This window comes from Streptomyces sp. CA-243310, from assembly GCF_050936775.1.
Lineage (GTDB): Bacteria > Actinomycetota > Actinomycetes > Streptomycetales > Streptomycetaceae > Streptomyces.
On the sequence record NZ_JBNJMF010000003.1, the window covers coordinates 324,495 to 348,253 of the forward strand.

Sequence of the window (23,759 nt, forward strand, 5' to 3'; positions counted from 1 at the left end):
GCATCTGACGGCCCTCTGAACCGGCCCCGTGCGCAGGGCAGAACGGTGTCAGAGCCGTTCCGGAGGATGAATCGTCCGCTCTTGGCAATCGAGCAGGTAAGGAGACGCCTGATGGCTTCCACACCGGCGACATCAGAGGCAGTCGAAACGCCGGACGTGCTGATCGTGGGAACCGGGTTCGCCGGCCTCGGCATGGCGATGAAACTGCTCGCGGCCGGGCACTCCGACTTCGTGGTGCTGGAGAAGGCCGACGACGTGGGCGGCACGTGGCGGGAGAACACCTACCCCGGCTGCGCCTGCGACGTCGCGAGCGTCATGTACTCGTACTCCTTCGCCCCCAACCGCGCGTGGAGCCGGATGTACGCCTCGCAGCCGGAGATCCTCGACTACATCAAGCGCGTCGTCAAAGACCACGCCCTCGAATCGCACATCAGGTTCAACACGGAGGCGGTGTCCTACGAGTTCGACGAGGCGAGCGACCGGTGGTCCGTACGGACCCGATCGGGCCGCGAGTACCGGCCGCGCGTCGTCGTCCTGGCCCACGGATCCCTGCACCAGCCCAACATCCCCGACCTGCCCGGCATGGGCCGGTTCAAGGGCACGCTGTTCCACTCGGCGCAGTGGGACCACTCGGTGGACCTGTCGGGCAAGCGCGTCGCGGTCGTCGGCACCGGGTCGAGCGCCGCCCAGTTCATCCCGGAGATCGCCGGCACCGCCGCGCACGTCGACGTCTTCCAGCGCAGCGCGCACTGGGTACTGCCGAAGGCCGACCGACCGCTGAAGGCCCTGGAACACAGGCTGTTCACGTCGCTGCCGTTCGTGCAGCAGTTGTACCGGCTCACGGCCTACTGGACGCACGAGCTCCCCGTACTCGCGTTCCTGAACCCGAAGTTCCTCAAGGTGCTGGAGGCGGCGTCGCTGCGCATGCTGAGGAAGCAGGTGCCGGACCCGGAACTGCGGGCGAAGCTGACGCCCGACTACACCATCGGGTGCAAGCGCATCCTGCTCACGAACGACTACTACCCGGCCCTGCAACGTCCCGACGTCGACCTGGTCACCTCTGCGATCGAGGAGTTCACCGAGACCGGGATCCGGACGGCGGACGGGGAACTGCACGAGGCCGACGTGGTGATCCTGGGCACGGGATTCGCCACGGACAACCGTTGCGCCACGGAGCACATCGTCGGCCGCGACGGCGTCACCATCCAGGAGGCGTGGCGGGACGGAATGACCGCGCACCTGGGCACGACGGTGTCGGGGTTCCCCAACATGTTCATGCTGATGGGCCCCAACTCGGGCGGCGGCGCCCAGTCGATCCTGTTCGTCATCGAGGCACAGCTGCACTACGTCGTTGAGTGCCTGCGCCTGATGAGGACGCGGCGCGCCACCCGGATGGAGGTGCGCGCGGACGTCCAGCGCGCGTTCAACGCCCGGCTGCACGGCAAGCTCGCCGGTTCCGTGTGGAACACGGGCGGCTGCCACAGCTGGTTCCTGGACCACACGGGGCTCAACCGGCAGTCCTGGCCCGGGACCGGCACCTCGTACTGGCGCGCCACCCGACGGCCGGATCCCCGGGCGTTCACGCTGACGGGCCGCCCCGCCGGGCGCCGGCTCGCCTCCGTACCGAGCCCCCCCGACGCAGGATGATCGGCGGTACCGATTGAAGTAAGCATACGGTCGTGCGTACACTCAACTCACAGGTATCGGCACGGGCGGTCTCGACCGCGTCCCGCCGGGCCGTCATGTCCAGCGCGGAATGGAAAGACGAGAAGGGGATGCATTCGTGACGAATGCCAAGACAGAAGCCGTCGCGGTGGAGCCGGAGGCCGTTCCGGCGGTGCCGTGGCCCGCCGTGTCCGTCGTCATGGTCGGCATGTTCATGGCGATCCTCGACTCGTTCATCGTCGTGGTGGCGGGCCCCGCGATCCAGGCCGATCTGGGCGCCTCCGTCGGCCAGTTGCAGTGGATCCTCGCGGGCTACCAGCTCAGCTACGCGGTACTGATGATCACGGGCGGCCGGCTCGCCGACCTCTACGGACGCAAGCGGATCTTCATCACGGGCACCGCGGTCTTCACGCTGGCGTCGCTGGCCTGCGCCATGGCGCAGGACCCCGGCACGCTCATCGGGGCCCGCATCGTCCAGGGCCTCGGCGCGGCGCTGATGGTGCCCCAGGTCTTCGCGGTCATCACGCTCGTCGTCGCGGAGAAGGCGCGGCACCGGGTCTTCGGCACCCTGGGCATCGTGATCGGTCTGGCGACCATGAGCGGGCAGCTCGTCGGCGGTCTGCTGATCGGAGCCGACCTGTTCGGGACCGGCTGGCGGTCGGTGTTCTGGGTCAACGTGCCGATCGGCATCGTCACGATCCTCTGCGCGGTGAAGTACGTGCCGGAGTCCCGCGCGGCGGGTACCCGCAAGCTGGACATCCCCGGCGTCCTCGCGCTGAGCGCCGCCCTGCTGCTGCTCACGTTCCCGCTCATCCAGGGACGTGAGGCGGGTTGGCCGTGGTGGACCTGGGCCTGCTTCGTCGCCAGTGTCGTGGCCTTCGGCCTGTTCGTCACGCTGGAACGCGCCGTCGACAAGCGCGGCGGGGATCCGCTGATGAGGCTGAGCCTTTTCTCGCAGCGCTCGTTCTCGCTCGGAATCGTCCTGGTCATGGCCGTGTACGCGCTGCTGACCTCCTACTACCTCGCGCTGTCCATCGCGATGCAGGAAGGGCTCGGCATGTCCGCGCTCGGTGCGGGGCTGGTCTACACCCCGGCCGCGGTGACCTTCTTCGTCTTCAGCAAGATCGCCGGCCGACTCGTGCCGAAGTACGGCCGGCGCGTCCTGGAGATCGGGGCGGTCGTCCTCGCGTCCGGGTACCTGGCGACCGCGATCGTCCTGCTCTCCGGGCCGAGGCTGACCCCGGGGCTGATCATCCCCACCCTGATGCTGCAGAGCGTCGGCGGCGGACTGCTGATCACGCCCCTGCTGAACACGGTCCTGAGCAGGATCGCCCCGGAGACCGTGGGCATGGCGTCCGGCGTCCTGTCGACCGCCCAGCAGATCGGTGGTGCGCTGGGCGTCGCCGTGATCGGGGCGATCTTCTTCAACTCGTTCCGTCCCGAGACCGACGGGCGCACGGAGGCCGCAGGGCACGCGTTCGCCATGTCCTCCCTGACCACGTTCGCCATCGCGGTCCTGGCGGCCGTCCTGGTCTTCCTGCTGCCGAACAAGAAGGCGCAGGCCGGCGGCTGACACATCGTCCGTCGGAGGGGAACGCGACGACGCCGATGCGGCGGACCGATCGGTCCGCCGCATCGACGTGTGTCGTGAGGGAGGCGTGCGACCCGAGGGGCGCGGAGGGAAGGTGTCAGCGCGGAGGGACGAGCAGACCCTCGATGATGCGGCGGGCCTTGCCCACCGCCTCCGCGTCACCGGTCTGGAACGCGGTGTTCGCCGCACACAGCAGGGCGTCGACCTGGAAGACGGCGAGTTCGATGTCGAGTTCCGCGATCTCACCGGATTCCACCGCGTGGCGCAATTCGACCGCGATGACTTCGCGCCATTCCCGCTGATCGTGGAAGAGCGCGTCTCGGACCGGCCCGGGGCGGCTGTCGAACTCCGCGAGGTTCGCGGCCCGGAAGCATCCGCCGGCGAAAAGCGGGGTCTCCGCGTAGACGATCCAATGATCGAGCAGGGCGCGCAGTCGGGCGACACCGTGGGGCGCCGTTTTCGCCGGCCGGATGACGGCGTCGATGAAAAGCCCGCGCGCGAACTCCACGGCGGAGAGCTGCAGGATTTCCTTTGTCTTGAACAGGGTCTGGATGCCGGCCTTGCTCAGCCCCGTGTCGAGCGCGAGACGGCCGAAACTGACACTCCCGAGACCCTCCAGCGAGGCGACGTCCACAGCCTGGCGGAGCACGATCTTGCGTGTACGGGCGCCCCGCAGGAGGCGCTTGTCCGTGACCTCGGTCTGCTCCTGGGGCAGGAGCGCAGACGGCCCGGGACCACTCGAAGGCGAGGTGACCGGCTCTGTAGCACTACCCATACGGTCGATCGTACAGCATTTGCCGGCCGATGTGCCGGTTCGTGCGTCGTGCGCCGGTCGAGCGGGTCGGGTCGATCGGGGCGCGGGTGAGTAGGGCCCCTACTCGAACGAGGGGGCGCACGCCGAGTAGGCCCCTGCTCGAACGTGCGGCTGCATATGCAACTTGAGCACCAATAGGATCTCCCTCGGTCGTCTTCTTGACGATTCCGGACAAAAAGCGTCAAGCATTCGGGCGGCCTCGACGGTGCCCGCGTGTGTCTCTGATCTCTTACAACAGGGGGAGAAGAACAGTGACCGTCGCTGGAATACATATTCTGGGGCCGCAGCGGATCGAGCTCAAGAACACTGAAATCATGTTGAGTGGCGCGAAGTTGAGAAGCATTCTCGCCGTTCTCGCGCTCCGCGCCGAGAACGAGGTCCGCCGTGACGAACTGATCGAGGAATTGGACCTGATCCGGACGGCGGGCGACGCCGTCAACGCGGTGCACGCACATGTCGCCCGGCTGCGCCGCTGGCTGCAACGACACGGCGGGAACGCCGACCTGCTGGAGACGGTCAACTCCGGCTACCGACTCAACATCGACCGCGACGCGGTGGACGCCCACCGGTTCGTGCGACTGGTGGAGCGCGCACTGAACCTCGCGCCGGGCACTCCCTCGGTCGTGGCGACCATCCTGGAGGATGCCCTCTCGTTGTGGCAGGGAGACGCCCTGATCGACGCCCTCGAAGGGCCGCTGGTCGCCACGGCGGCCGACGAGCTCCACCGCTGGCGGGCGGCGGCACGGGAAACGCTCATCGACGCCTGGCTGACCCTCGACCACAACCAGAAGGTGGTGCTGAACGCCAGGAAGTTCATCTCCGAGGACCCGCTGAACGAGTCCATGCGCGCCCGACACATCATCGCGCTCCAGCGGATGGGACGCCACGCCGAGGCGACCGAGGCCTACAACAACGCGGAGACCGTGCTGAGTCGGGAGCTGGGCATCAGGCCCGGCACCGAACTCCGGGCCACCTCCGATCCCGCCACGCGCTTCACGCCGATCTCGGGCGGACGGCAGCGTCAACGGGAACGGATCATGATCGGCGCGCCGTCATAGCGGATCAGGCACCCCGGGCCCGGCGCGGCCGTCGCGACGACGACCGCCCGGCCGTCGCCTCCGACCGGGCGGCCGCCCCCGCCGAGTACCGCGCGGAGGAACTGGCCGGAAAAGCGGGGATCACCGTGCGCACCCTGCGCTTCTACCGCGAGCGCAAGCTGCTCCCGCCGCCCCGGCGCGAGGGGCGGATCGCCTGGTACGACGATCACCACCTGGCCCGGCTGCGCACCGTGATCGGGCTCCTGGAGCGGGGCCACACCTTGAACACCATCGTCGATCTGACCGAGGCCTTCGAGTCGGGGCGGGACGTCGGCGAACTCCTCGGGCTGGACCGGCCGGCCGAGGAGGATCCGGTCCGTCTCGCGCCGGAGGAACTGGCCGACCACTTCGAGGGGCAGGTCACCCCGGCGAACCTCGCCGCCGCCCTCGACCTCGGCTACATCCGCACCGACGGTGACGTCCTCGTGCACGTCAGTCGCCGGCTGCTCGACGTCTCGGTCTCCCTGGTCCGCGAGGGGGTTCCGCTGGCGGCGGTCCTGGAGTCCGCGACCCGGGTCCGCCGCCATGCGGAGGCGATGGCCGACATCTTCGCGACGACCGTCCGGGCGCACGTCACGGACGGGGACGCGGAGCGCCTGCGCCCGCTGGCCGAGCGCGTGGTCGAGGCCGAGTTCTCCATGGCCCTGGACCGCCGGCTCCGCACGGCCGGCGGGGAGGGCGCCGACCGGGCAGAGAACTGACCTTGCTTCTACATACGATCGTCCGTATTCTTTTCTCATGACTTCGACGCGCCTCACTGAGGAGTCCGACCCCTTCTGCCTGCAGCCGCTGGACGCCGCGGCGCTGCTCTTCGACGCCCCGTGGCACCGGTTCGCGGTGATCGGGGACAGCCTGTCGGCGGGCACCGGCGACGCCAGCCCCGGCTATGTGGACAAGGGCTGGTCCGACCGGCTCGCCGACGTCCTGCGCCGGGTGCGCCCGGACCTGGCGTACCTGAACACCGCCGAGGACGGAGCGACGACGTCGCAGACCCTCGAAAAGCAGATCGAGCACGCGATCGAGTTCGCACCCGACCTGCTGCACCTGCCCTGCGGTGCGAACGACCTCGTGCGACGCACCCCGGACTTCGCCGAGATCGAGCGGAAGCTGCGCCGCATGTACGAGCTGGCGTCGGGGACCGGTGCCCAGCTGACGACGTTCACGCTGGGCAGGGCGTACGTGGTCCCGGTCTTCCCGGACTGGAGCGAGCGGGTCACCAGGATCAACGACATCACCCGCGGCCTGGCCGCCGAGTACGAGGCCGTCGTCGTCGACATGTGGCCCCACCCCGTCAACGACCGGGACGACCTGCTGAGCGAGGACCGCATCCACTTCTCGACCTCGGGACAGGCGGTGATGGCGACGGAGATGGTCAAGGGCCTGAGTCACGTCCTCAGCCGGACCACGCGCGCCTGAGGCGACGACCGCCCCGGGGGATTCCCCCGGGGGACGCGGCGCCGAGGTCCCGCCGAGGCGCCCACCCGCGGCCCGCGCCCCGATGACGGGCGCCTCGACCTGACCGGAGACTCGACCCGGTCGGCGGCCGGCGCGCGGACCGGCCGACCCCCGCGGCCGGTCTCGCGCGCCCTCGCGCCCTCCCGGGTCACGTCCGGCGGGTCACGTCCGGTGGTCCGGGCGGACCCGGGGGAGTGCCGCGAACGAGCCTGCCTCGCGACGCGCGGCACCGGACACCGAGGGCCGTGCGGACCCCGACGGCAGGTGTCAGCTGCGCGGAGCCAGCGGCAGGTGGATCTCCACGAGCGTGCCTCCCTGTTCACCCGCGGAGATCCGCAGCCGGCCGCCCAGCTCCTCCACGCGCTCGGTCATCGAGCACAGTCCGTACGTCGGACCGGGCGCGGTCGCCATCTCGGCTCCCGGATCGGGGCCGGGGCCGGGGCCGAAGTCCTCCACCTTCGCGTACAGCCAGCGGCGCGTGGTGCGCACGCCCACCTCCACACGATCGGCGGCGGCATGCGCGAAGGCATTGCGCAGCGCCTCGCGCAGGACCAGGAACAGCTCCTGTCGGAACCGCTCGGGGAGCAGCGTCTCGTCGCCCGTCACCCGCACGCTCACGCTCGCCGCGGGCCGGGCGCCCGTGAGGAAGGAGTCGAGGGCCTCGCGGAGCGAAGGCAGCCGCGCGCGTTTGCGCAACCCGTCGACCAGAGCCCGGTTCTCCTGCCCGGCCTCGTCCAACGCCCTCCCCGCGGCGGCCAGATGGGAGGAGGCGGCCTCCGGCTCGCGCGCGGCCAGGGTGACGCTGCGGCGGGCCGCGGCGAGGGCGCCGCCCAACTCGTCGTGCAACTGGCGGGCCAGCCGGCGGCTGTCGCTCCAGCCTCCGTCGCCCTGCCAGAAGTTCGTGCCCGCGCCGGACATGGCCTCGCCGAGACTCCGTACGACGGCCACCGCGCGCAGGGTTCCGGTGCCGGTGTGGGCCGCTCCGTGTTCCATGACGTGCAGCAAGGCGCATTCCAGGAGCAGCGAGGCGGCTCCGACCAGTCGGTGTGCGGTGGCCGCCGGCGGGACGGCCTCCTCGGCGTTCTCCGGGAGGTCCGGATTCCCCGCGCGCGACAGGACGGTCCGGGCGAACGACTGCAAGGTGGAGCGCAGTTCGGGCAGATCCGCCTCGGCGGGCGTCAGTACGGAGGGCAGCCGGGACGCGAACCGCTCCAGAACGGCCTCGGTCTCCCAGCTCGCCAGCACCGGGGCGACGGCCCCGGCCGGGTGCTGCGACCCGGGCGCGACCGGGTCACGCCGTAAGCCCGCGACCGCAGGGGCGGTGCGCGGTCGGTACAGACGCGGGGCGGCGCGCAGCAGTCCTTCGTTCAGGGCCTCGCTGAAGCCGCTTCCCGCGAGGGTGGCGGTCGAGCTGTGCATCGGAACTCCTCGACGTTCGGGGCCGCTGACGACGGCCCGAACATAACAAACAGACCTGTCTGATTGTCAAGGCCTCACGGAATGCAAGTCATGGCGGGGAAATCCGTCAAGTCAGGTTCTGTGCTCCAAAACTGACGGATTCTTGGTGGAGTGGGTGGGGTGATTCGCCTAGGGGGTGTCAGTGGAAACAGGCAGGGTTGTATTGTTCCGCTTGGGTGGTGACGCCGGTCCCGTGCGCTCTGCCCCTCTGAATGGTCATGTCGAGGAAGAGGCAGGCACAGCGCGATGCAGAAGCGGTCAGAGCTGACCCGCCAGGCCCTCGTCCGGGCGGCCACGGAGCTCATCGCGAACGGCCGGCTCGCCGACGCCGGACTGGTGAACATCTGTCGCATCGCGGGGGTGAGCCGGGGCGCGCTGTACCACCACTTCTCCTCCACCGCGGAGTTGGTGGCCGAGGTGTACGCACAGGCGCACGCGCGGACGGCCACCTTGGCGGAGGACTGTTTCCAGGGTTCCGCGGCCGGCGCCCCGGCCCGGTTCAGTGCGGCCCTCGGCGAGGCGATGGGCGAGGATCGGTTGGTGCGCGCGGGCATGCGGTTGAGCGCCGAAGGCTCCGAGGAACCGCCGTGGCTGCGCGACGAGTTGCTGGATCGGGTGCACGCGAAGGTCGTCGAGGGGGCTCGTCACGACGGGGCGAGCGGTACGCGCGAATCGTCCGACACGCGCCCGGACGACCTGGCGGACCTCGCCGTCGTGGTGACCGCAGGTCTGGAATCGCTGGGTTACACCGACGTCCGGTGGTGGGATCCGCGGACGGCGCGGCGGATCTGGGCCATGGTGCTCCCCCTGTTCGAGGAGGCGGCCGGGGCGGAGACGACCGACACCGCGGAGGTGGACACCCCCCGTTCCGCTTCCGCCCGCGCGGACGGCGCCGGCGGCACGGGCGGCCAGGATCAGGACTGAGCGGGGACCCGCGGGCTCGCCGGATCGGATCCGGCGGCCGGCGGCGGAGTCACGCGCAGCAGCCCGATCATGCCCGCGCCGGCGATGCCGGGCAGCAGGAACCGCCACAGCGTGCTGACGCGTTCGATGAGGTCACGTCGGTCGGTGTACACCTGCGACATCACCTGCATGCCGGTGAACGTTCCGACGATGATGTCCGTCGCCTCCGGCAGGTTCAGCCCCGGCAGCGTCTCGCCCTGGGCCCGAGCCTGTTCGAGCAGGCCGAGGATGGCCGCGCTCGACTGCTCGTAGGGGGTGATGGGAGGGCGGGGGAAGGAGGTCTGCTCCACCGCCAGCCGAACGCTCGCGCGCAGTACGGGGTCGCGCTGCAACCGGCAGGCGAACTCCAGCGTCAGGTCGATGATGGCCTGTAGTTTCACCGGTTGCTCCGGCACCACCAGGGCCTCGCTGTGCGCGGCCATCAGGGCGACGGCGATGGCCTCCTTCGAGGGGAAGTGGTGATAGAGCGCCCCTCTGGTCAGCCCGGTGCTCGCCAGGATCTCGTTGGTGCTCGCGGCGTCGAATCCGCGTATGTCGAAGACCCGCGCCGCAGCCTCGAGAATCGAGCGCCGCGACCGCGTTCCGCGTTCCTGCTGTCCCATCCCGGACCCTCGCACTCGCCTGGATATCGAACCGACTTGTCTGCATCCTATTGCCAGATGGGCGAGGAGACGGCAACGGGCACCCTTGAACCGGAACGGCTCTCCCGGTCGAGGCGCCGCTCGGGAGCCCCGGCCGGGGCCGCCGGGAGGCTTCAGGGATGCCCGAGGCGGAAGCCGACTCCGCGGACGGTGATGATCCAGTTGCTCGAACCGAGCTTGCCGCGAAGGCTGCTGACGTGCGTGTCGATGGTGCGGCCCCGGTGCGACCAGGCGTCCTCCCAGACCTGGGTCATCAACTGGCGTCGGGAGAGGACGGCGCCGGGCTGTGAGGCCAGGGCGTGCAGCAGGTCGAACTCCTTGAGGGTGAGGTCCACCGGGCGCCCGTGCAGGGTGGTCTCGCGGGTCGTCGCGTCGATGTGCAGGGGACCGTGGTCGATGGCCCGGGCGGCGGTCTGACGGGGCCGGGCCCGGCGCATCACGGCCTCGATGCGGGCCAGGAGTTCGCGGAATCCGTACGGCTTGACCATGTAGTCGTCGGAGCCGGCCTGGAGGCCCAGTACCCGGTCCAGCTCGCTGCCGCGGGCGGTGACGGCGATGATCGGGGTGTCGCTGACGGCCCGGATTCCCCGACAGACCTCCAGTCCGTCCAGGTCCGGCAGGTCGAGGTCGAGCAGGACCAGGTCGACCCGCGGGTGCGACTGCAGTGCCTCCCCGCCGGTGGCCACGCTCTCGGCCAGGTACCCCTGCCTGAGCAGGCCCTGGACGAGCGTGTCGGCGGCGCGCGTCTCGTTCTCGACGACCAGGAGGCGCAGCGGGGCGCGCTCGGCGGTGGCCGGGGCGGCCGGCGGAACGGTTGTGGGGCGGTGCGGCTGGTGGATCACGGGGTGATGCCGCTCTGTGCGGGGTTCGAGTAGCTCTAAGGCCTGCCGGTTCATCTGTTCCTCCTGAGGCACGGCGTCGCACCACGGCCTGCTGAATGCTCGCGTTTGTCGAAGATACCAAACAGACTTGTCTGATTGTCAACGAGTCTCACGCGTGTGGGTGTCGCCTCTGACATGCAGTCAAGTGGTCACTGGTGGGCGGGTATTGACTGATATCGGCAGGTGTTTCGAGGTCTGAAGGGTCAAGGGGAGGCTTCGGTACACCTCTCCGTAACCCCGGTGAAATCGAGCAGCATTGTATGTTTAACGAGGCTGAGCAGCCCGTGCTTTTCGGCCGGATGGCTGACCGTGGGGTGGCCGAAACGCGCACGTCAGGACGTATCCACCTCCGTCCGGAATGCTCTGCGAGAGTCTGGGGGTGAGAGGGTGAAGAAGGTGTGCACTGCACGGGTTCTGGGCGGTTTGCAGACCAAGCCTTTACTTGACCTACCGAACCGACCTGTCTGTATCTTGAGGCCGCAACAGAGCGTCAGCCACGGGGGGTGGCTGCTGGTGTTTGGCTCGCCGACCCCTGCCCAGCATCAGATCAGGAGTGCTACGCATGCCGTCTCTTGCGTCCACGACCCGCGAGCCCATTCGGAACACGCCCTTAGTTCCGCAGCCTCGCACCGCAGTTCCGCAGCCTCGCACCACCACCAGGCACGCCGGTCTCACCACGACCGTTCCGCGCGAGTACGTTCACCGTGCCGCCGTCTCCGAGGTCCTGCTCACCGGCTGGGAGCCGGCCGCCGACGCCTCGCCCGCCCACCGCTCGGGCCCCCGCCCCGGCATCGAAAGCGTTCCCGAGGGGCCTGACGCCTTCGTCGTCCGGTCCCAATGGCCCCGGGGACACTCGCTGTTCTCCCAGACCGGCGGCTACCAGGACCCGATGCTGCTGATCGAGTCCGTACGGCAGATCGGCGCCCTGCTCTCGCACGCCGAGTTCGACGTCCCCTTCGGTCATCAGTTCCTGATGTGGGACATGTCGTTCGCCACCACCAAGGACCTCCTCGTGGCCGGCCCCGCCCCCGCCGAGGTGGAACTGCGCACCGTGTGCCACGACGTGGTCCGTCGGGGCAGGGTCCTCTCCGGGATGCGGTACGACGTCACCGCCCTGGTCGACGGCGTGCCGTTGGCCACCGCGGGCGCGGCGTTCAGCTGCACCAGCCCGGCCGTGCACCGAAGACTGCGAGGTGACCGGCCCACCAGCACGGACCGCGTCCCCGGCCGCCCGATCGACCCGGCCCTCGTCGGCCGCACCGTCCCGACGCACGTGGTCCTCACCGAGGACCCGACGGCCGAGCGGGACCACCAGTGGGAGTTGCGCGTCGACAGCACGCACCCCATCTTCTTCGACCACCCGGTCGACCACGTCCCGGGCATGGTGCTCCTGGAGGCGGCCCGGCAGGCCGCGCACGCCTCCACCGGCCTGCCCGACGCCCTCGTCATCAGCCTCGACAGCACCTTCGCCCGCTACGCCGAACTCGACAGGCCCTGCCGCATAGAGGCCCACCCCGGCTTGGTCGACGCCGCCGGCCACATCCTCGTACAGGTCTGCGGTTTCCAGGACGACCAGACCGTCTTCGCCGCCGACCTGGTGCTCAGTCCCCGCAACGGTTGATCCCATCCTGACGGGAGTCCGCGTGCTCACGATCATGATCACTGGTGCGGCCGGCTTCGTCGGAAGCCATGTCACACGTGAAGCCGCCCGTCATGGCGCGGCGCTGACGGTGATGACCCACCACCGCCCGCCCTCGGAATCCGCCTCCGCCCCCTCCTCCGCCGGCCCCGTCCGTGTCGTACGGGCCGACCTCGCCGACCCGCGCTCGCTGCGGGGAGCGTGCGAGGGGATCGACGTACTGCTGCACTGCGCCTCCCGCATCGGCGGGACGGCCGAGGACAACGAGGCCGTCAACACCCGGGGCACCGCCGCCCTGGTCGCCGAGGCCCGACGTGCGGGAGTGTCCCGCATCGTGTACCTCGGCACCGCGTCCGTCTACGGGCGGGGCACCTACCACCGTGCCCGTCCGGAGCGGCTCACCCGCCGCCCGTCCTCGCCCACCTCCCGAACCCGGGCGGCGGCGGAGGACACGGTGCTGGACGCCGGCGGGATCGTACTGCGCCCCCACCTCGTGTACGGCCGGGGAGACCGCTGGGTCGTGCCGGGCCTGGTCCGGCTCCTGAACGCGCTGCCGGCAGGCGTGCCGGACTGGAACGCGCGCATGTCCGTGGTCTCCGCGGCCGAACTGGCCACCCTGCTGGTGGGAGTCGCACGCGCGCCGGCCACGAACCTGACCGAGTCCGTCTACCACGCCGCCCACCCCCGCCCCGTCACCGCGGCGGCGCTGCTGGCCGCGGTGGCCCGCTGCGTCGGGCTGCCCCCCGCCAGGGGCGGCCCGACGGTCGACGAAGCACGCGCCCTCGTGGCAGGGGACGCGTACGCGACGAAGGCGATCGACATGCTGGCCACCAGCCACTGGTTCGACAGCGCACCCTTGTGGACCGATCTCCGCATGGTGCCCGGCCCGGGATTCGAGGAGGAATTCCCCGCGACGGGGGAGTGGTACCGGGAACTGGTCCGGGCGGCCTGACCGGATATCGCCCCGCGGGTGCGGCAGCCTCCTGCTGCCGCACCCGCACACGATGGACGCGTTCGCGTCCTCGTCCGACCGGTTTGACGGACACCTGGCCGTTTCTTTCCCAAATTCCGACACAGTCGCATCACGGATGTATACGCCTTGGCGATTCTGACGCAGTCCTGTAAACCGGCTCATTGAACAAATGGCCGAACACCGCACAGTCTGGTGACTCCGAATGAGTCAGGAGACGTTCATCGTGCGCAAGGTGCTCATCGCCAACCGTGGTGAAATCGCTGTCCGCGTTGCTCGGGCTTGCCGGGATGCGGGGATCGGGAGTGTGGCTGTTTACGCGGATCCGGATCGGGACGCTCTGCATGTGCGTGTGGCGGATGAGGCTTTCGCGTTGGGTGGTGACACCCCGGCCGCCAGCTACCTCGACATCGCGAAGGTCTTGCGGGCGGCGGCGGACTCCGGCGCGGACGCGATCCATCCCGGATACGGCTTCCTGTCGGAGAACGCCGAGTTCGCGCAGGCCGTCCTCGACGCCGGTCTGACGTGGATCGGGCCGCCGCCGCAGGCCATCCGTGACCTGGGCGACAAGGTCGCCGCCCGGCACATCGCCCAACGCGCCGGCGCCCCGCTGGTCGCCGGCACCCCCGACCCGGTCTCCGGATCCGACGAGGTCGTGGCGTTCGCGAAGGAACACGGCCTGCCCATCGCGATCAAGGCCGCGTTCGGTGGCGGCGGTCGCGGCCTGAAGGTCGCCCGGACCCTCGAAGAGGTCCCCGAGCTGTACGACTCCGCCGTCCGCGAGGCCGTCGCCGCGTTCGGACGCGGCGAGTGCTTCGTCGAGCGTTACCTCGACAAGCCCCGCCACGTGGAGACGCAGTGCCTGGCCGACACCCACGGCAACGTCGTGGTCGTCTCCACCCGCGACTGCTCGCTCCAGCGCCGCCACCAGAAGCTGGTCGAGGAGGCCCCGGCCCCGTTCCTGACGGACGCCCAGAACGCCGAGCTGTACGCCGCGTCCAAGGCCATCCTGAAGGAAGCCGGCTACGTCGGCGCGGGCACGGTGGAGTTCCTGGTCTCCGCGGACGGTCTGATCTCCTTCCTGGAGGTCAACACCCGCCTCCAGGTCGAACACCCCGTCACCGAGGAGGTCACCGGCCTCGACCTGGTCCGGGAGATGTTCCGCATCGCCGACGGCGAGGAACTGGGTTACGGGGATCCGGTACTGCGCGGACACTCCTTCGAGTTCCGCATCAACGGCGAGGACCCGGGCCGGGGCTTCCTGCCCGCCCCCGGCACCGTCACCCGCTTCGCTCCCCCCTCCGGCCCCGGCGTCCGCCTCGACGCGGGCGTGGAGTCCGGCTCCGTCATCGGCCCGGCCTGGGACTCCCTCCTGGCCAAGCTGATCGTCACCGGCGCCACCCGCGAACAGGCCCTCCAACGCGCCGCCCGCGCACTCGCCGAGTTCGAGATCGAGGGCATGGCCACCGCCCTCCCCTTCCACCGCGCCGTCGTCACCGACCCCGCCTTCGCCCCCGCGGAAGGACCCTTCACGGTCCACACCCGCTGGATCGAAACCGAGTTCGTCAACGACATCAAGGCGTTCGTGGCCCCCGCCGCCGAGGACACCGAGGACGAGCCCGGCCGCGAGACCGTCGTCGTCGAGGTCGGCGGCAAGCGACTGGAGGTCTCCCTCCCGTCCTCGCTGGGCATGACCCTGGCCCGCACCGCCGCCGCCGGCGGCGCCAAGCCCAAGCGCCGCGCCGCCAAGAAGTCCGGCCCGGCCGCCTCCGGCGACACCCTCGCCTCCCCGATGCAGGGAACCATCGTCAAGATCGCCGTCGAGGAAGGCCAGCAGGTCAACGAGGGCGACCTGATCGTCGTCCTCGAGGCCATGAAGATGGAACAACCCCTCAACGCACACCGCTCCGGCACCATCGTCGGCCTCAAGGCCGAAGTCGGCGCCTCCCTCAGCTCCGGCGCCGACATCTGCGAGATCAAGGACTGATACATGGCATTCCGCTGAATTCGTCTGCGGAATTCTTGCGAGTCCTGACAATTCCCTGACGTAATCGTCGTTGAAAACGTCATTAGGGCCTCGCATACTTAATTCCAATTCATGGGTCGTGAGGAGAGGGAACGAATGCACAGCACTCTGATCGTGGCGCGGATGGATCCCGGTTCCAGCATTGACGTCGCCAAGCTCTTCGGTGAGTTCGACGCCACCGAGATGCCCCACCGCATGGGTACGCGTCGCCGGCAGCTTTTCGAATACCGGGGGCTGTACTTCCATCTGCAGGACTTCGACACCGACAACGGTGGCGAGCTGATCGAGGCCGCCAAGGGTGACCCGCGCTTCGTGGGCATCAGCGAGGACCTCAAGCCGTTCATCGGGGCGTACGACCCCGCCACCTGGCGTTCCCCCGCCGACGCGATGGCGAAGCGCTTCTACGACTGGGAGGCGTCCGCGTGACCGGGCGACGTGTGGTCATCACCGGCATCGAGGTGCTCGCGCCCGGCGGTGTCGGGACCAAGAGCTTCTGGAACCTGCTGAGCGAGGGTCGCACCGCGACCCGCGGCATCACCTTCTTCGACCCCAGCCCCTTCCGCTCGCGGGTCGCCGCCGAGATCGACTTCGATCCGCAGGAACACGGCCTGACCCCGCAGGAGATCCGGCGCATGGACCGGGCCGCGCAGTTCGCGGTGGTCGCCGCCCGCGGCGCCGTCGCCGACAGCGGCATCGACCTGGAGACGTACGACCCGTACCGCGTGGGCGTCACCATCGGCAGCGCCGTCGGCGCCACGATGGGCCTCGACGAGGAGTACAACGTCGTCAGCGACGGCGGCCGACTCCACCTCGTCGACCACGAGTACGCGGTCCCGCACCTCTACAACTACCTGGTGCCGAGCTCCTTCACCGCCGAGGTCGCCTGGGCGGTCGGCGCGCAGGGACCCAGCACCGTGGTATCCACCGGCTGCACCTCCGGCATCGACTCCGTCGGTCACGCCGTGGACCTGCTCCGCGAGGGTTCGGTCGACGTGATGATCGCCGGTTCCTCGGACGCGCCGATCTCGCCGATCACCATGGCCTGCTTCGACGCGATCAAGGCGACCACCCCCCGCCACGACGACCCCGGTCACGCCTCCCGCCCCTTCGACGGAACCCGCAACGGCTTCGTTCTGGGCGAGGGCGCGGCGGTGTTCGTCCTGGAGGAGCTGGAGCACGCCAGGAAGCGCGGCGCGCACATCTACGCCGAGATAGCCGGCTACGCCACCCGCTCCAACGCCTACCACATGACCGGTCTGCGGCCTGACGGCAAGGAGATGGCGGAGGCCATCCGCGTCGCGCTGTGCGAGGCCAAGATGAACCCGACCGAGATCGACTACATCAACGCGCACGGCTCGGGCACCAAGCAGAACGACCGCCACGAGACCGCCGCGTTCAAGCGGAGCCTGGGCGACCACGCCTACCGGACCCCGGTCAGCTCGATCAAGTCGATGGTCGGGCACTCGCTCGGCGCCATCGGCTCCATCGAGATCGCCGCGTCCGCGCTGGCGATGGAGAACAACGTCGTCCCGCCGACGGCGAACCTCCACACCCCGGACCCGGAGTGCGACCTCGACTACGTCCCCCTGGTCGCCCGGGAGCAGCTGACCGACGCGGTCCTGACCGTCGGAAGCGGCTTCGGCGGATTCCAGAGCGCCATGGTGCTGGCGCGTCCCGAGAGGAGCGTGGCATGACCACCTCGGTTGTGGTGACGGGTCTGGGCATCACGGCGCCCAACGGCCTGGGCACGGAGGACTACTGGGCGGCGACCCGGACGGGCAAGAACGGCATCGGCCGGGTCACCCGGTTCGACCCCGCCGGCTACCCGTCCACGCTCGCGGGCGAGATACCCGGCTTCTCCGACGAGGAGCTGCTGCCGAGCCGGCTGCTCCCGCAGACCGACCGGATGACGCGCCTCGCGCTCGTCGCGGCCGAATGGGCGCTGGCCGACGCGGGCGTCGATCCGCAGAGCCTGCCCGAGTACGACATGGGCGTGGTCACCGCCAGTTCGTCGGGCGGCTTCGAGTTCGGGCAGAACGAGCTCCGGAAGCTGTGGAGCCAGGGCGCGCAGTACGTCAGCGCGTACCAGTCCTTCGCCTGGTTCTACGCCGTCAACAGCGGCCAGATCTCCATCCGCAGCGGGCTCAAGGGCCCCAGCGGGGTGATCGTCAGCGACGAGGCCGGCGGTCTCGACGCGCTGGCGCAGGGCCGCCGGCTGATCCGCAAGGGCACCCCGATGATCGTGTCGGGCGGAGTCGACGCCTCGATCTGCCCGTGGGGTTGGGTCGCGCAGCTCGCCGCCAAGCGGCTGAGCACCAGCGACGAGCCGACCCGCGCGTTCCTGCCGTTCGACGCGGACGCCTCGGGCTACGTGCCCGGTGAGGGCGGCGCCATCCTGATCATGGAGTCGGCGGAGTCGGCCCGTGCGCGCGGCGCGAAGATCTACGGCGAGATCGCCGGTTACGGCGCCACCTTCGACGCGGCGCCCGGCAGCGACCGGGAGCCCGCGCTGCGCAAGGCCATCGAGTTCGCCCTCGACGACGCGGGTGTCCGGCCCGAGGACGTGGACGTGGTCTTCGCGGACGCCGCGGGCGTCCCGGAACTGGACCGTGTCGAGGCCGAGGCCATCGGCGCCGTGTTCGGCGAGCGGGGCGTCCCGGTCACCGCACCCAAGACGATGACGGGCCGGCTGTACTCGGGCGCGGCGCCGCTGGACGTCGCGACGGCCCTGCTGGCGATCGAGGAGGGGATCATCCCCCCGACCGTCAACGTGCACCCGGCCGAGGAGTACGCGCTCGACCTGGTCGTGGACCGGCCGCGCACCGCGCAGGTCCGTACCGCCCTGGTCGTGGCCCGCGGTTACGGCGGCTTCAACTCGGCCGTCGTCGTCCGCGCCGCGGACTAGGCCCTCTCGTCGAAGTCTCGCCCGGCCCGCTACCGGCGCCACTTCGACGACGGAGCCCGGGCCCCGTACGACGGCCGGCCCCGAACCCGGTGTCCTCCGCCGCCGCCACCCCCCGACCGGCGGCGGAGGGCGCCTTCCCCCACCGCCTCACATCCCACGGACCCCCCACACGCACCACCCCCCCACGCACCATCCCCACACCACCGATCCACGAGCCATGAAGGGCCACACGTGTCCACTCAGACCTTCACCCTTGACGACCTGCGGCGGATCCTCCTCGAAGGCGCCGGCGCCGACGAGGGCGTCGACCTCGACGGCGACATCCTCGACGTCCAGTTCGAGGCGCTCGGCTACGAGTCCCTCGCCCTGCTGGAGACCGGCAGCCGCATCGAGCGCGAGTACAAGATCGTCCTCGACGAGGACCTGCTGACCGACGCCGACACCCCCCGCGCGCTGATCGCGGCCGTCAACGGCCACCTCACCGCGGTGCCCAGCGCCGCCTGAGCGGCCCGGCGCACCCAGTTCGTTCCCCGGGCCGGGCGGACGCGATCCGCCCGGCCCCGCCGAATCACCCCCGGACACTTACGGAGTAGACGAATCATGTCGACGCAGGAGAAGCGGATCGCCCTGATCACGGGCGCCACCAGCGGCATCGGCCTGGCCGCAGCCCGCGCACTGGGTGCCCAGGGGCACGCGGTCTTCATCGGCGCGCGCAACGCCGACAATGTCGCCGCCACGGTCAAGGAGCTCCAGGCGGAGGGCCTCGAAGCCGACGGAACGGTCCTCGACGTCCGCGACTCCGCCTCCGCCGCCGCGTTCGTCCAGGCCGCGGTCGACCGCTTCGGCAGCGTCGACGTCCTGGTCAACAACGCCGGCCGGTCCGGTGGCGGCGTCACCGCGGACATAGACGAGGAGCTGTGGGCCGATGTCATCGACACCAACCTCACCAGCGTCTTCCGGCTGACCAAGGAAGTCCTCAACACCGGCGGGATGCGCCACAAGAACCGCGGCCGCATCATCAACATCGCCTCCACCGCCGGCAAGCAGGGCGTCGTCCTGGGCGCCCCGTACTCGGCCTCCAAGCACGGCGTGGTCGGCTTCACCAAGGCCCTCGGCAACGAACTCGCGCCCACCGGGATCACGGTCAACGCCGTCTGCCCCGGCTACGTCGAGACGCCCATGGCCCAGCGCGTCCGCGCCGGGTACGCCGCCGCGTACGACACCTCCGAGGACGCCATCCTCGACAAGTTCCAGTCGAAGATCCCCCTCGGCCGGTACTCCACCCCCGAAGAGGTGGCCGGCATGGTCGCCTACCTCGCCTCCGACACCGCCGCGTCCGTCACGGCGCAGGCGATCAACGTCTGCGGCGGGCTCGGCAACTTCTGATCCGCACCCCTTGCCACCAGGGTGCCGACGCGCCCGAGTTCTCGAAGAGGAAGCCGTCATGACAACCCGCGAGGTTGAGCACGAGATCACCATCGCCGCGCCGGCATCGGACGTGTACCGGCTGCTGGCCGACGTCGTCAACTGGCCGCGCATCTTCCCGCCCACCATCCACGTGGACCGGGTCGACTTCAACGGCACGCACGAGCGCATCCGGATCTGGGCCACCGCCAACGGCCAACCGAAGAACTGGACCTCGCGCCGCGAGCTCGACCCGCAGGGCCTGCGGATCACCTTCCGCCAGGAGGTCACCACCAGCCCGGTCGCCTCGATGGGCGGCGCGTGGATCATCGAGCCGCTCGACGAGAACTCCTCGCGGGTCCGGCTGCTCCACGACTACCGGGCGATCGACGACGACGCGCACGACCTGCTCTGGATCGACGAGGCCGTCGACAAGAACAGCCGTTCGGAGTTGGCGGCGTTGAAGCGGAACGTGGAGTTCGCCCACGGCGCCGAGGACGTCACCTTCTCCTTCGAGGACACCGTCACCATCGACGGCTCCGCCAAGGACGCCTACGACTTCATCAACGAAGCCCACCTGTGGTCCGAACGCCTCCCCCACGTCGCCACCGTCCGCCTCACCGAGGACACCCCCGGCGTCCAGACCCTCGAAATGGACACCCGAGCCAAGGACGGCTCCGTCCACACCACCAAGTCCCACCGCGTCACCTTCCCCCACCACAAGATCGCCTACAAACAGGTCACCCTCCCCGCCCTGATGACCCTCCACACCGGCCACTGGACCTTCCGCGACACCGACCACGGCGTCACCGCCACCTCCCAACACACCGTCACCCTCAACACCGACAACATCACCCGCATCCTCGGACCCGACGCCACCGTCGCCGACGCCCGCACCTACGTCCACACCGCCCTCTCCACCAACAGCCTCGCCACCCTCAACCACGCCAAGACCCACACCGAGAACAAGAACTGACATGGCATCGGACCACCCGGACATCGCGCGGGGACCCCTGGACACCGACGTCCTGGTGGTCGGAGCCGGCCCCGCCGGACTGATGCTCGCCTGCGAGCTCGGACTCGGCGGGGTCGGGGTGCTCGTCCTCGACCAGCGCCCCGGCCCGACCACCGAATCCCGGGCGACCACGCTGCACGCCCGCACCATGGAGATCTTCGACAGTCGGGGCCTGCTGGCCGAGTTGGGCACCCCGCCGTGCGAGCCGCGCGGCCACTTCGGCGGCATCGGACTGGACCTCACCCTGCCCGGTTCCCACCCCGGCCAGTGGAAGGTGCCGCAACAGCGTACGGAGGAACTCCTCCAGGACCGTGCCGTCGCGCTCGGCGCGGGCCTGCTCCGCCGCCACCAACTGGTCGCCCTGGCCGTCGGACCGGACGGGGTGACGGCCGACGGCATCGGCCCGGACGGCCCGATCCGCATCAACGCCAGGTACCTGGTCGGCTGCGACGGAGAGGACAGCACCGTACGGCGACTCATCGGCGCCGACTTCCCCGGCCGCGACGCCGAACGCGAACTGCTGCGCGCCGACGTCGGCGGAGTCGAGACGCCCGACCGGCGCTTCCTGCGGCTGCCCGACGGCCTGGCCATCTCCGCCACCCGCGACGGCGTCACCCGCGTGATGGTGCACGAGTTCGGCAGACCGGCCGCCCCGCGCTCCGGCGCCCCCGCGTTCGACGAGGTCGTCGACGCCTGGCAGCGGGTGACCGGCGAGGACATCGCCCACGGCAGCCCCCTGTGGGTCAACGCCTTCGGCGACGCCAACCGGCAGCTCGCCCGGTACCGGCACGGCCGGATCCTGTTCGCGGGCGACGCCGCGCACCAGCAGATGCCCAGCGGCGGACAAGCCCTCAACCTCGGGGTGCAGGACGCCTTCAACCTCGGCTGGAAGCTCGCCGCCGAAGTGCGCGGCGACGCCCCCGACGGGCTCCTGGACAGCTACCACACCGAACGCCACGCCGTCGGCGCCGCGGTCCTGGCCAACATCCGGGCCCAGACCCTGCTGCTGCTCGGCGGACCCGAGGTCGAGCCGGCCCGCACCCTGCTCACCGAACTCGTCGCGCTCGACGGGGTACGCACCGAACTGGCCGGCGCCGTCAGCGGCCTCGGCATCCGCTACCCCGTCACGGACGACGCCGACACCGGGCGGCCGGGCACGGACCACCCGCTCCTCGGCCGCCGACTGCCCCCCTCCGCGCTGGACGGACCGGCTGGCGACACCACCGCCGCACTGCTGCGCACCGGCCGCGGACTGCTGCTCGACCTCGGCACGGGCGCGGGCCCGGCCACCGTCGGCCCCTGGGCGGACCGGGTCGACCACGTCACCGCCCGCCCGGCGACCGGCAGCCCGCTGACCCCCGGCGAGGCCCTCCTCGTACGGCCCGACGGACACGTCGTCTGGGCCGGCGACCCCGGCACCGACCCGCGGGGCACGCACACCGCGCTGCGCCGCTGGTTCGGCGCACCGGCCACCGCGCCCACCGGCACGGACGGCGCGCACCCCACCCACCGACACGCCGCGACCGCCGCCGCCCGCTGAGGCGGCGGCCGGCGCCGGCAACCAGGAAGGCACACTCATGGCCAAGGACGTCGACACCTTCGACGCGGACGTCATCATCGTCGGCGCCGGCCCGGCGGGCCTGATGCTCGCCGGCGAGCTGCGCCTGGGCGGCGCGGACGTCATCGTCACCGAACGCCTGGAGCGGCCCACCGGCCAGTCCCGCGGCCTGGGCTTCACCGCCCGCGCCCTGGAGTCCTTCGACCAGCGGGGCCTCGTACCCCGCTTCGGCGGGCTGGAGACCAGCCCGCTGGGCCACTTCGGCGGGGTGCAGTTCGACTTCACCGCGCTGGAGGACGCGCACTTCGGGGCCCGCGGCATCCCGCAGTCGCGCACCGAGACCGTCCTGGAGGACTGGGCCCGCGAGCTGGGGACCGACATCCGGCGCGGGTGGGAGTTCCTCGACCTGGAGCAGGACCCCGACGGGGTCACCGCCACCGTCGCCGGCCCCGACGGCGAACAGCGGCTGCGCGCCCGCTGGCTGGTCGGCGCCGACGGCGGACACAGCCTGGTCCGCAAGATCGCCGGGTTCGCCTTCCCCGGCACCGACGCCACCCGGGGCATGTACCTCGCCGACGTGGTCGGCTGCTCGATCCCGCCCCGCTTCCTCGGCGAGCGCGTCCCCGCCGGCATGGTGATGGCCGCGCCGCTCGCCGAGGGCGTGGACCGCATCATCGTGTGCGAGCACGGCGCACCGCCCGCCGACCGCAGCCAGAGCCCCGACTTCGCGGAGGTCGCCGCGGCCTGGCAGCGGCTGACCGGCGAGGACATCTCCGGCGGCGGCGCCGACTGGGTCAGCTCCTTCACCGACGCCACCCGGCAGGCGAGCGAGTACCGGCGCGGGCGCGTCCTGCTCGTCGGCGACGCGGCCCACATCCACCTGCCCGCCGGCGGGCAGGGCCTGAGCACCGGCGTCCAGGACGCCGTGAACCTCGGCTGGAAGCTCGCCGCGACCCTCGCCGGCTGGGCCCCCGCATCGCTGCTCGACACCTACCACGACGAGCGCCACGCCGTCGGGGCGCGACTGCTGACCAACACCCTCGCCCAGGGCACCGTGTTCCTCGGCGGCGTCGAATCGGAGCCGCTGCGGGCCCTGTTCACCGAACTGATCGCGCTGGACCCGGTCAAGCGCCACCTCGCCGGGATGGTCAGTCACCTCGACGTCCGCTACGACGTCGGCGCGGCCCCGGCCGCCGGCGAGGATCCCACCGCGCCCGGGGACCGCCACCCGCTCCTCGGCCGCAGGCTCCCCCCGCGCGATCTGATCACGCCCGACGGCCCCGTGGGCACCGCCGCACTGCTGCACCCCGCCCGCGGCGTCCTCCTCGACCTGGCCGACGACCCTGACGTGCGCGAGGCCGCGGCCGGTTGGAAGGACCGGGTCACCACGACCACCGGCGTTCCCCGGGACCCGTCCGTCTTCGCCGGTGCCACGGCCGTCCTGGTCCGCCCCGACGGCTACGTCGCCTGGGCGGGCACCGATCCCGCCGAACTGGCCCCGGCCCTCCGGCAGTGGTTCGGCAACCCCGCCTGACCGCGCCCGGCCCCCGGGGAGCCGGACCGGCCGGGCACCCCGGCCGTGCCCGGCTCCCGGGGCCGCCCCGCCCACCGTTCCAGGAAGAGACCATGAGTCGAAGAACCCACCGGCCCGCCCACGTCCGGGGGGCCCAGTGAACG

Annotated in this window: 21 protein-coding genes; 17 read left to right on the plus strand and 4 right to left on the minus strand. The window is 70.8% G+C overall.

Annotated elements, in window-relative coordinates; genetic code table 11:
- Positions 1-111: 111 nt before the first annotated feature.
- Positions 112-1,647, plus strand: coding sequence for a flavin-containing monooxygenase (locus ACQEVM_RS34710; RefSeq protein WP_433086044.1), 1,536 nt, complete (start codon positions 112-114; stop codon positions 1,645-1,647).
- 136 nt (positions 1,648-1,783) lie between these two features.
- Positions 1,784-3,238 carry an MFS transporter gene (locus ACQEVM_RS34715; protein WP_433086046.1) on the plus strand — a complete coding sequence of 485 codons (1,455 nt, stop codon included), beginning with the start codon at positions 1,784-1,786 and terminating at the stop codon, positions 3,236-3,238.
- Positions 3,239-3,353: 115 nt separating this feature from the next.
- Here the strand turns inward: ACQEVM_RS34715 and ACQEVM_RS34720 are convergent, their stop codons facing one another.
- Complete coding sequence (locus ACQEVM_RS34720; RefSeq protein ID WP_433086048.1) at positions 3,354-4,031, minus strand: TetR/AcrR family transcriptional regulator; 678 nt, start codon at positions 4,029-4,031, stop codon at positions 3,354-3,356.
- A gap of 371 nt (positions 4,032-4,402) precedes the next feature.
- On the opposite strand from ACQEVM_RS34720, the gene ACQEVM_RS34725 reads away from it, so the two are divergent.
- The 3 genes from ACQEVM_RS34725 to ACQEVM_RS34735 are packed head-to-tail and all read left to right on the plus strand — an operon-like array spanning position 4,403 to position 6,583.
- Positions 4,403-5,128: an AfsR/SARP family transcriptional regulator gene (locus ACQEVM_RS34725; protein WP_329448614.1), complete on the plus strand. Its 726-nt coding sequence runs from the start codon at positions 4,403-4,405 to the stop codon at positions 5,126-5,128.
- Positions 5,125-5,868: a MerR family transcriptional regulator gene (locus tag ACQEVM_RS34730; RefSeq protein ID WP_433086944.1), complete on the plus strand. Its 744-nt coding sequence runs from the start codon at positions 5,125-5,127 to the stop codon at positions 5,866-5,868. Before ACQEVM_RS34725 ends, ACQEVM_RS34730 begins: the two co-directional genes overlap by 4 nt.
- A gap of 37 nt (positions 5,869-5,905) precedes the next feature.
- Positions 5,906-6,583, plus strand: a complete 678-nt coding sequence (locus tag ACQEVM_RS34735) for an SGNH/GDSL hydrolase family protein (RefSeq protein ID WP_433086050.1) — start codon at positions 5,906-5,908, stop codon at positions 6,581-6,583.
- A 306-nt stretch (positions 6,584-6,889) separates the two neighbouring features.
- On the opposite strand, the gene ACQEVM_RS34740 is transcribed toward ACQEVM_RS34735, so the two are convergent.
- Positions 6,890-8,041, minus strand: a complete 1,152-nt coding sequence (locus ACQEVM_RS34740) for a sensor histidine kinase (protein ID WP_433086052.1) — start codon at positions 8,039-8,041, stop codon at positions 6,890-6,892.
- A gap of 285 nt (positions 8,042-8,326) precedes the next feature.
- Here ACQEVM_RS34740 and ACQEVM_RS34745 point away from each other — a divergent pair, with 285 nt between their 5' ends.
- Positions 8,327-9,004 (plus strand): TetR family transcriptional regulator, encoded by a 678-nt coding sequence (locus ACQEVM_RS34745; protein ID WP_433086054.1) that lies wholly within the window; start codon positions 8,327-8,329, stop codon positions 9,002-9,004.
- Here ACQEVM_RS34745 and ACQEVM_RS34750 read toward each other — a convergent pair.
- Together ACQEVM_RS34750 and ACQEVM_RS34755 are read right to left on the minus strand one after the other, a co-directional pair.
- Positions 8,995-9,645 carry a ScbR family autoregulator-binding transcription factor gene (locus tag ACQEVM_RS34750; protein WP_433086056.1) on the minus strand — a complete coding sequence of 217 codons (651 nt, stop codon included), beginning with the start codon at positions 9,643-9,645 and terminating at the stop codon, positions 8,995-8,997. The genes ACQEVM_RS34745 and ACQEVM_RS34750 overlap by 10 nt on opposite strands.
- A 152-nt stretch (positions 9,646-9,797) precedes the next feature.
- Positions 9,798-10,580 (minus strand): winged helix-turn-helix domain-containing protein, encoded by a 783-nt coding sequence (locus tag ACQEVM_RS34755; protein ID WP_433086058.1) that lies wholly within the window; start codon positions 10,578-10,580, stop codon positions 9,798-9,800.
- A gap of 547 nt (positions 10,581-11,127) precedes the next feature.
- On the opposite strand from ACQEVM_RS34755, the gene ACQEVM_RS34760 reads away from it, so the two are divergent.
- From ACQEVM_RS34760 to ACQEVM_RS34810, 11 genes are all read left to right on the plus strand, one after another.
- Positions 11,128-12,186, plus strand: a complete 1,059-nt coding sequence (locus ACQEVM_RS34760; protein WP_433086060.1) for a ScbA/BarX family gamma-butyrolactone biosynthesis protein — start codon at positions 11,128-11,130, stop codon at positions 12,184-12,186.
- Between the two features lie 22 nt (positions 12,187-12,208).
- Positions 12,209-13,156, plus strand: coding sequence for an NAD-dependent epimerase/dehydratase family protein (locus tag ACQEVM_RS34765; protein WP_433086062.1), 948 nt, complete (start codon positions 12,209-12,211; stop codon positions 13,154-13,156).
- 244 nt (positions 13,157-13,400) lie between these two features.
- Positions 13,401-15,161 carry an acetyl/propionyl/methylcrotonyl-CoA carboxylase subunit alpha gene (locus ACQEVM_RS34770; protein WP_433086946.1) on the plus strand — a complete coding sequence of 587 codons (1,761 nt, stop codon included), beginning with the start codon at positions 13,401-13,403 and terminating at the stop codon, positions 15,159-15,161.
- Positions 15,162-15,296: 135 nt separating this feature from the next.
- Positions 15,297-15,626: a TcmI family type II polyketide cyclase gene (locus ACQEVM_RS34775; RefSeq protein ID WP_053677108.1), complete on the plus strand. Its 330-nt coding sequence runs from the start codon at positions 15,297-15,299 to the stop codon at positions 15,624-15,626.
- Positions 15,623-16,894: a beta-ketoacyl-[acyl-carrier-protein] synthase family protein gene (locus ACQEVM_RS34780; RefSeq protein ID WP_433086065.1), complete on the plus strand. Its 1,272-nt coding sequence runs from the start codon at positions 15,623-15,625 to the stop codon at positions 16,892-16,894. The genes ACQEVM_RS34775 and ACQEVM_RS34780 overlap by 4 nt, the downstream gene beginning before the upstream one ends.
- Complete coding sequence (locus tag ACQEVM_RS34785) at positions 16,891-18,105, plus strand: ketosynthase chain-length factor (RefSeq protein ID WP_433086067.1); 1,215 nt, start codon at positions 16,891-16,893, stop codon at positions 18,103-18,105. The genes ACQEVM_RS34780 and ACQEVM_RS34785 overlap by 4 nt, the downstream gene beginning before the upstream one ends.
- 231 nt (positions 18,106-18,336) lie before the next feature.
- Positions 18,337-18,609 (plus strand): acyl carrier protein, encoded by a 273-nt coding sequence (locus ACQEVM_RS34790; protein ID WP_053677111.1) that lies wholly within the window; start codon positions 18,337-18,339, stop codon positions 18,607-18,609.
- 96 nt (positions 18,610-18,705) lie between these two features.
- Positions 18,706-19,491: a 3-oxoacyl-ACP reductase FabG gene (fabG, locus tag ACQEVM_RS34795; RefSeq protein WP_267803151.1), complete on the plus strand. Its 786-nt coding sequence runs from the start codon at positions 18,706-18,708 to the stop codon at positions 19,489-19,491.
- A 58-nt stretch (positions 19,492-19,549) separates the two neighbouring features.
- A complete protein-coding gene (locus ACQEVM_RS34800; RefSeq protein ID WP_433086070.1) occupies positions 19,550-20,485 on the plus strand; it encodes an aromatase/cyclase in 936 nt (311 codons plus the stop codon).
- 1 nt (position 20,486) lies between these two features.
- Positions 20,487-22,064, plus strand: coding sequence for an FAD-dependent monooxygenase (locus ACQEVM_RS34805; RefSeq protein ID WP_433086072.1), 1,578 nt, complete (start codon positions 20,487-20,489; stop codon positions 22,062-22,064).
- Between the two features lie 37 nt (positions 22,065-22,101).
- On the plus strand, positions 22,102-23,616 hold the full coding sequence (locus ACQEVM_RS34810; RefSeq protein ID WP_433086074.1) for an FAD-dependent monooxygenase: 1,515 nt from the start codon (positions 22,102-22,104) through the stop codon (positions 23,614-23,616).
- Positions 23,617-23,759 lie beyond the last annotated feature (143 nt).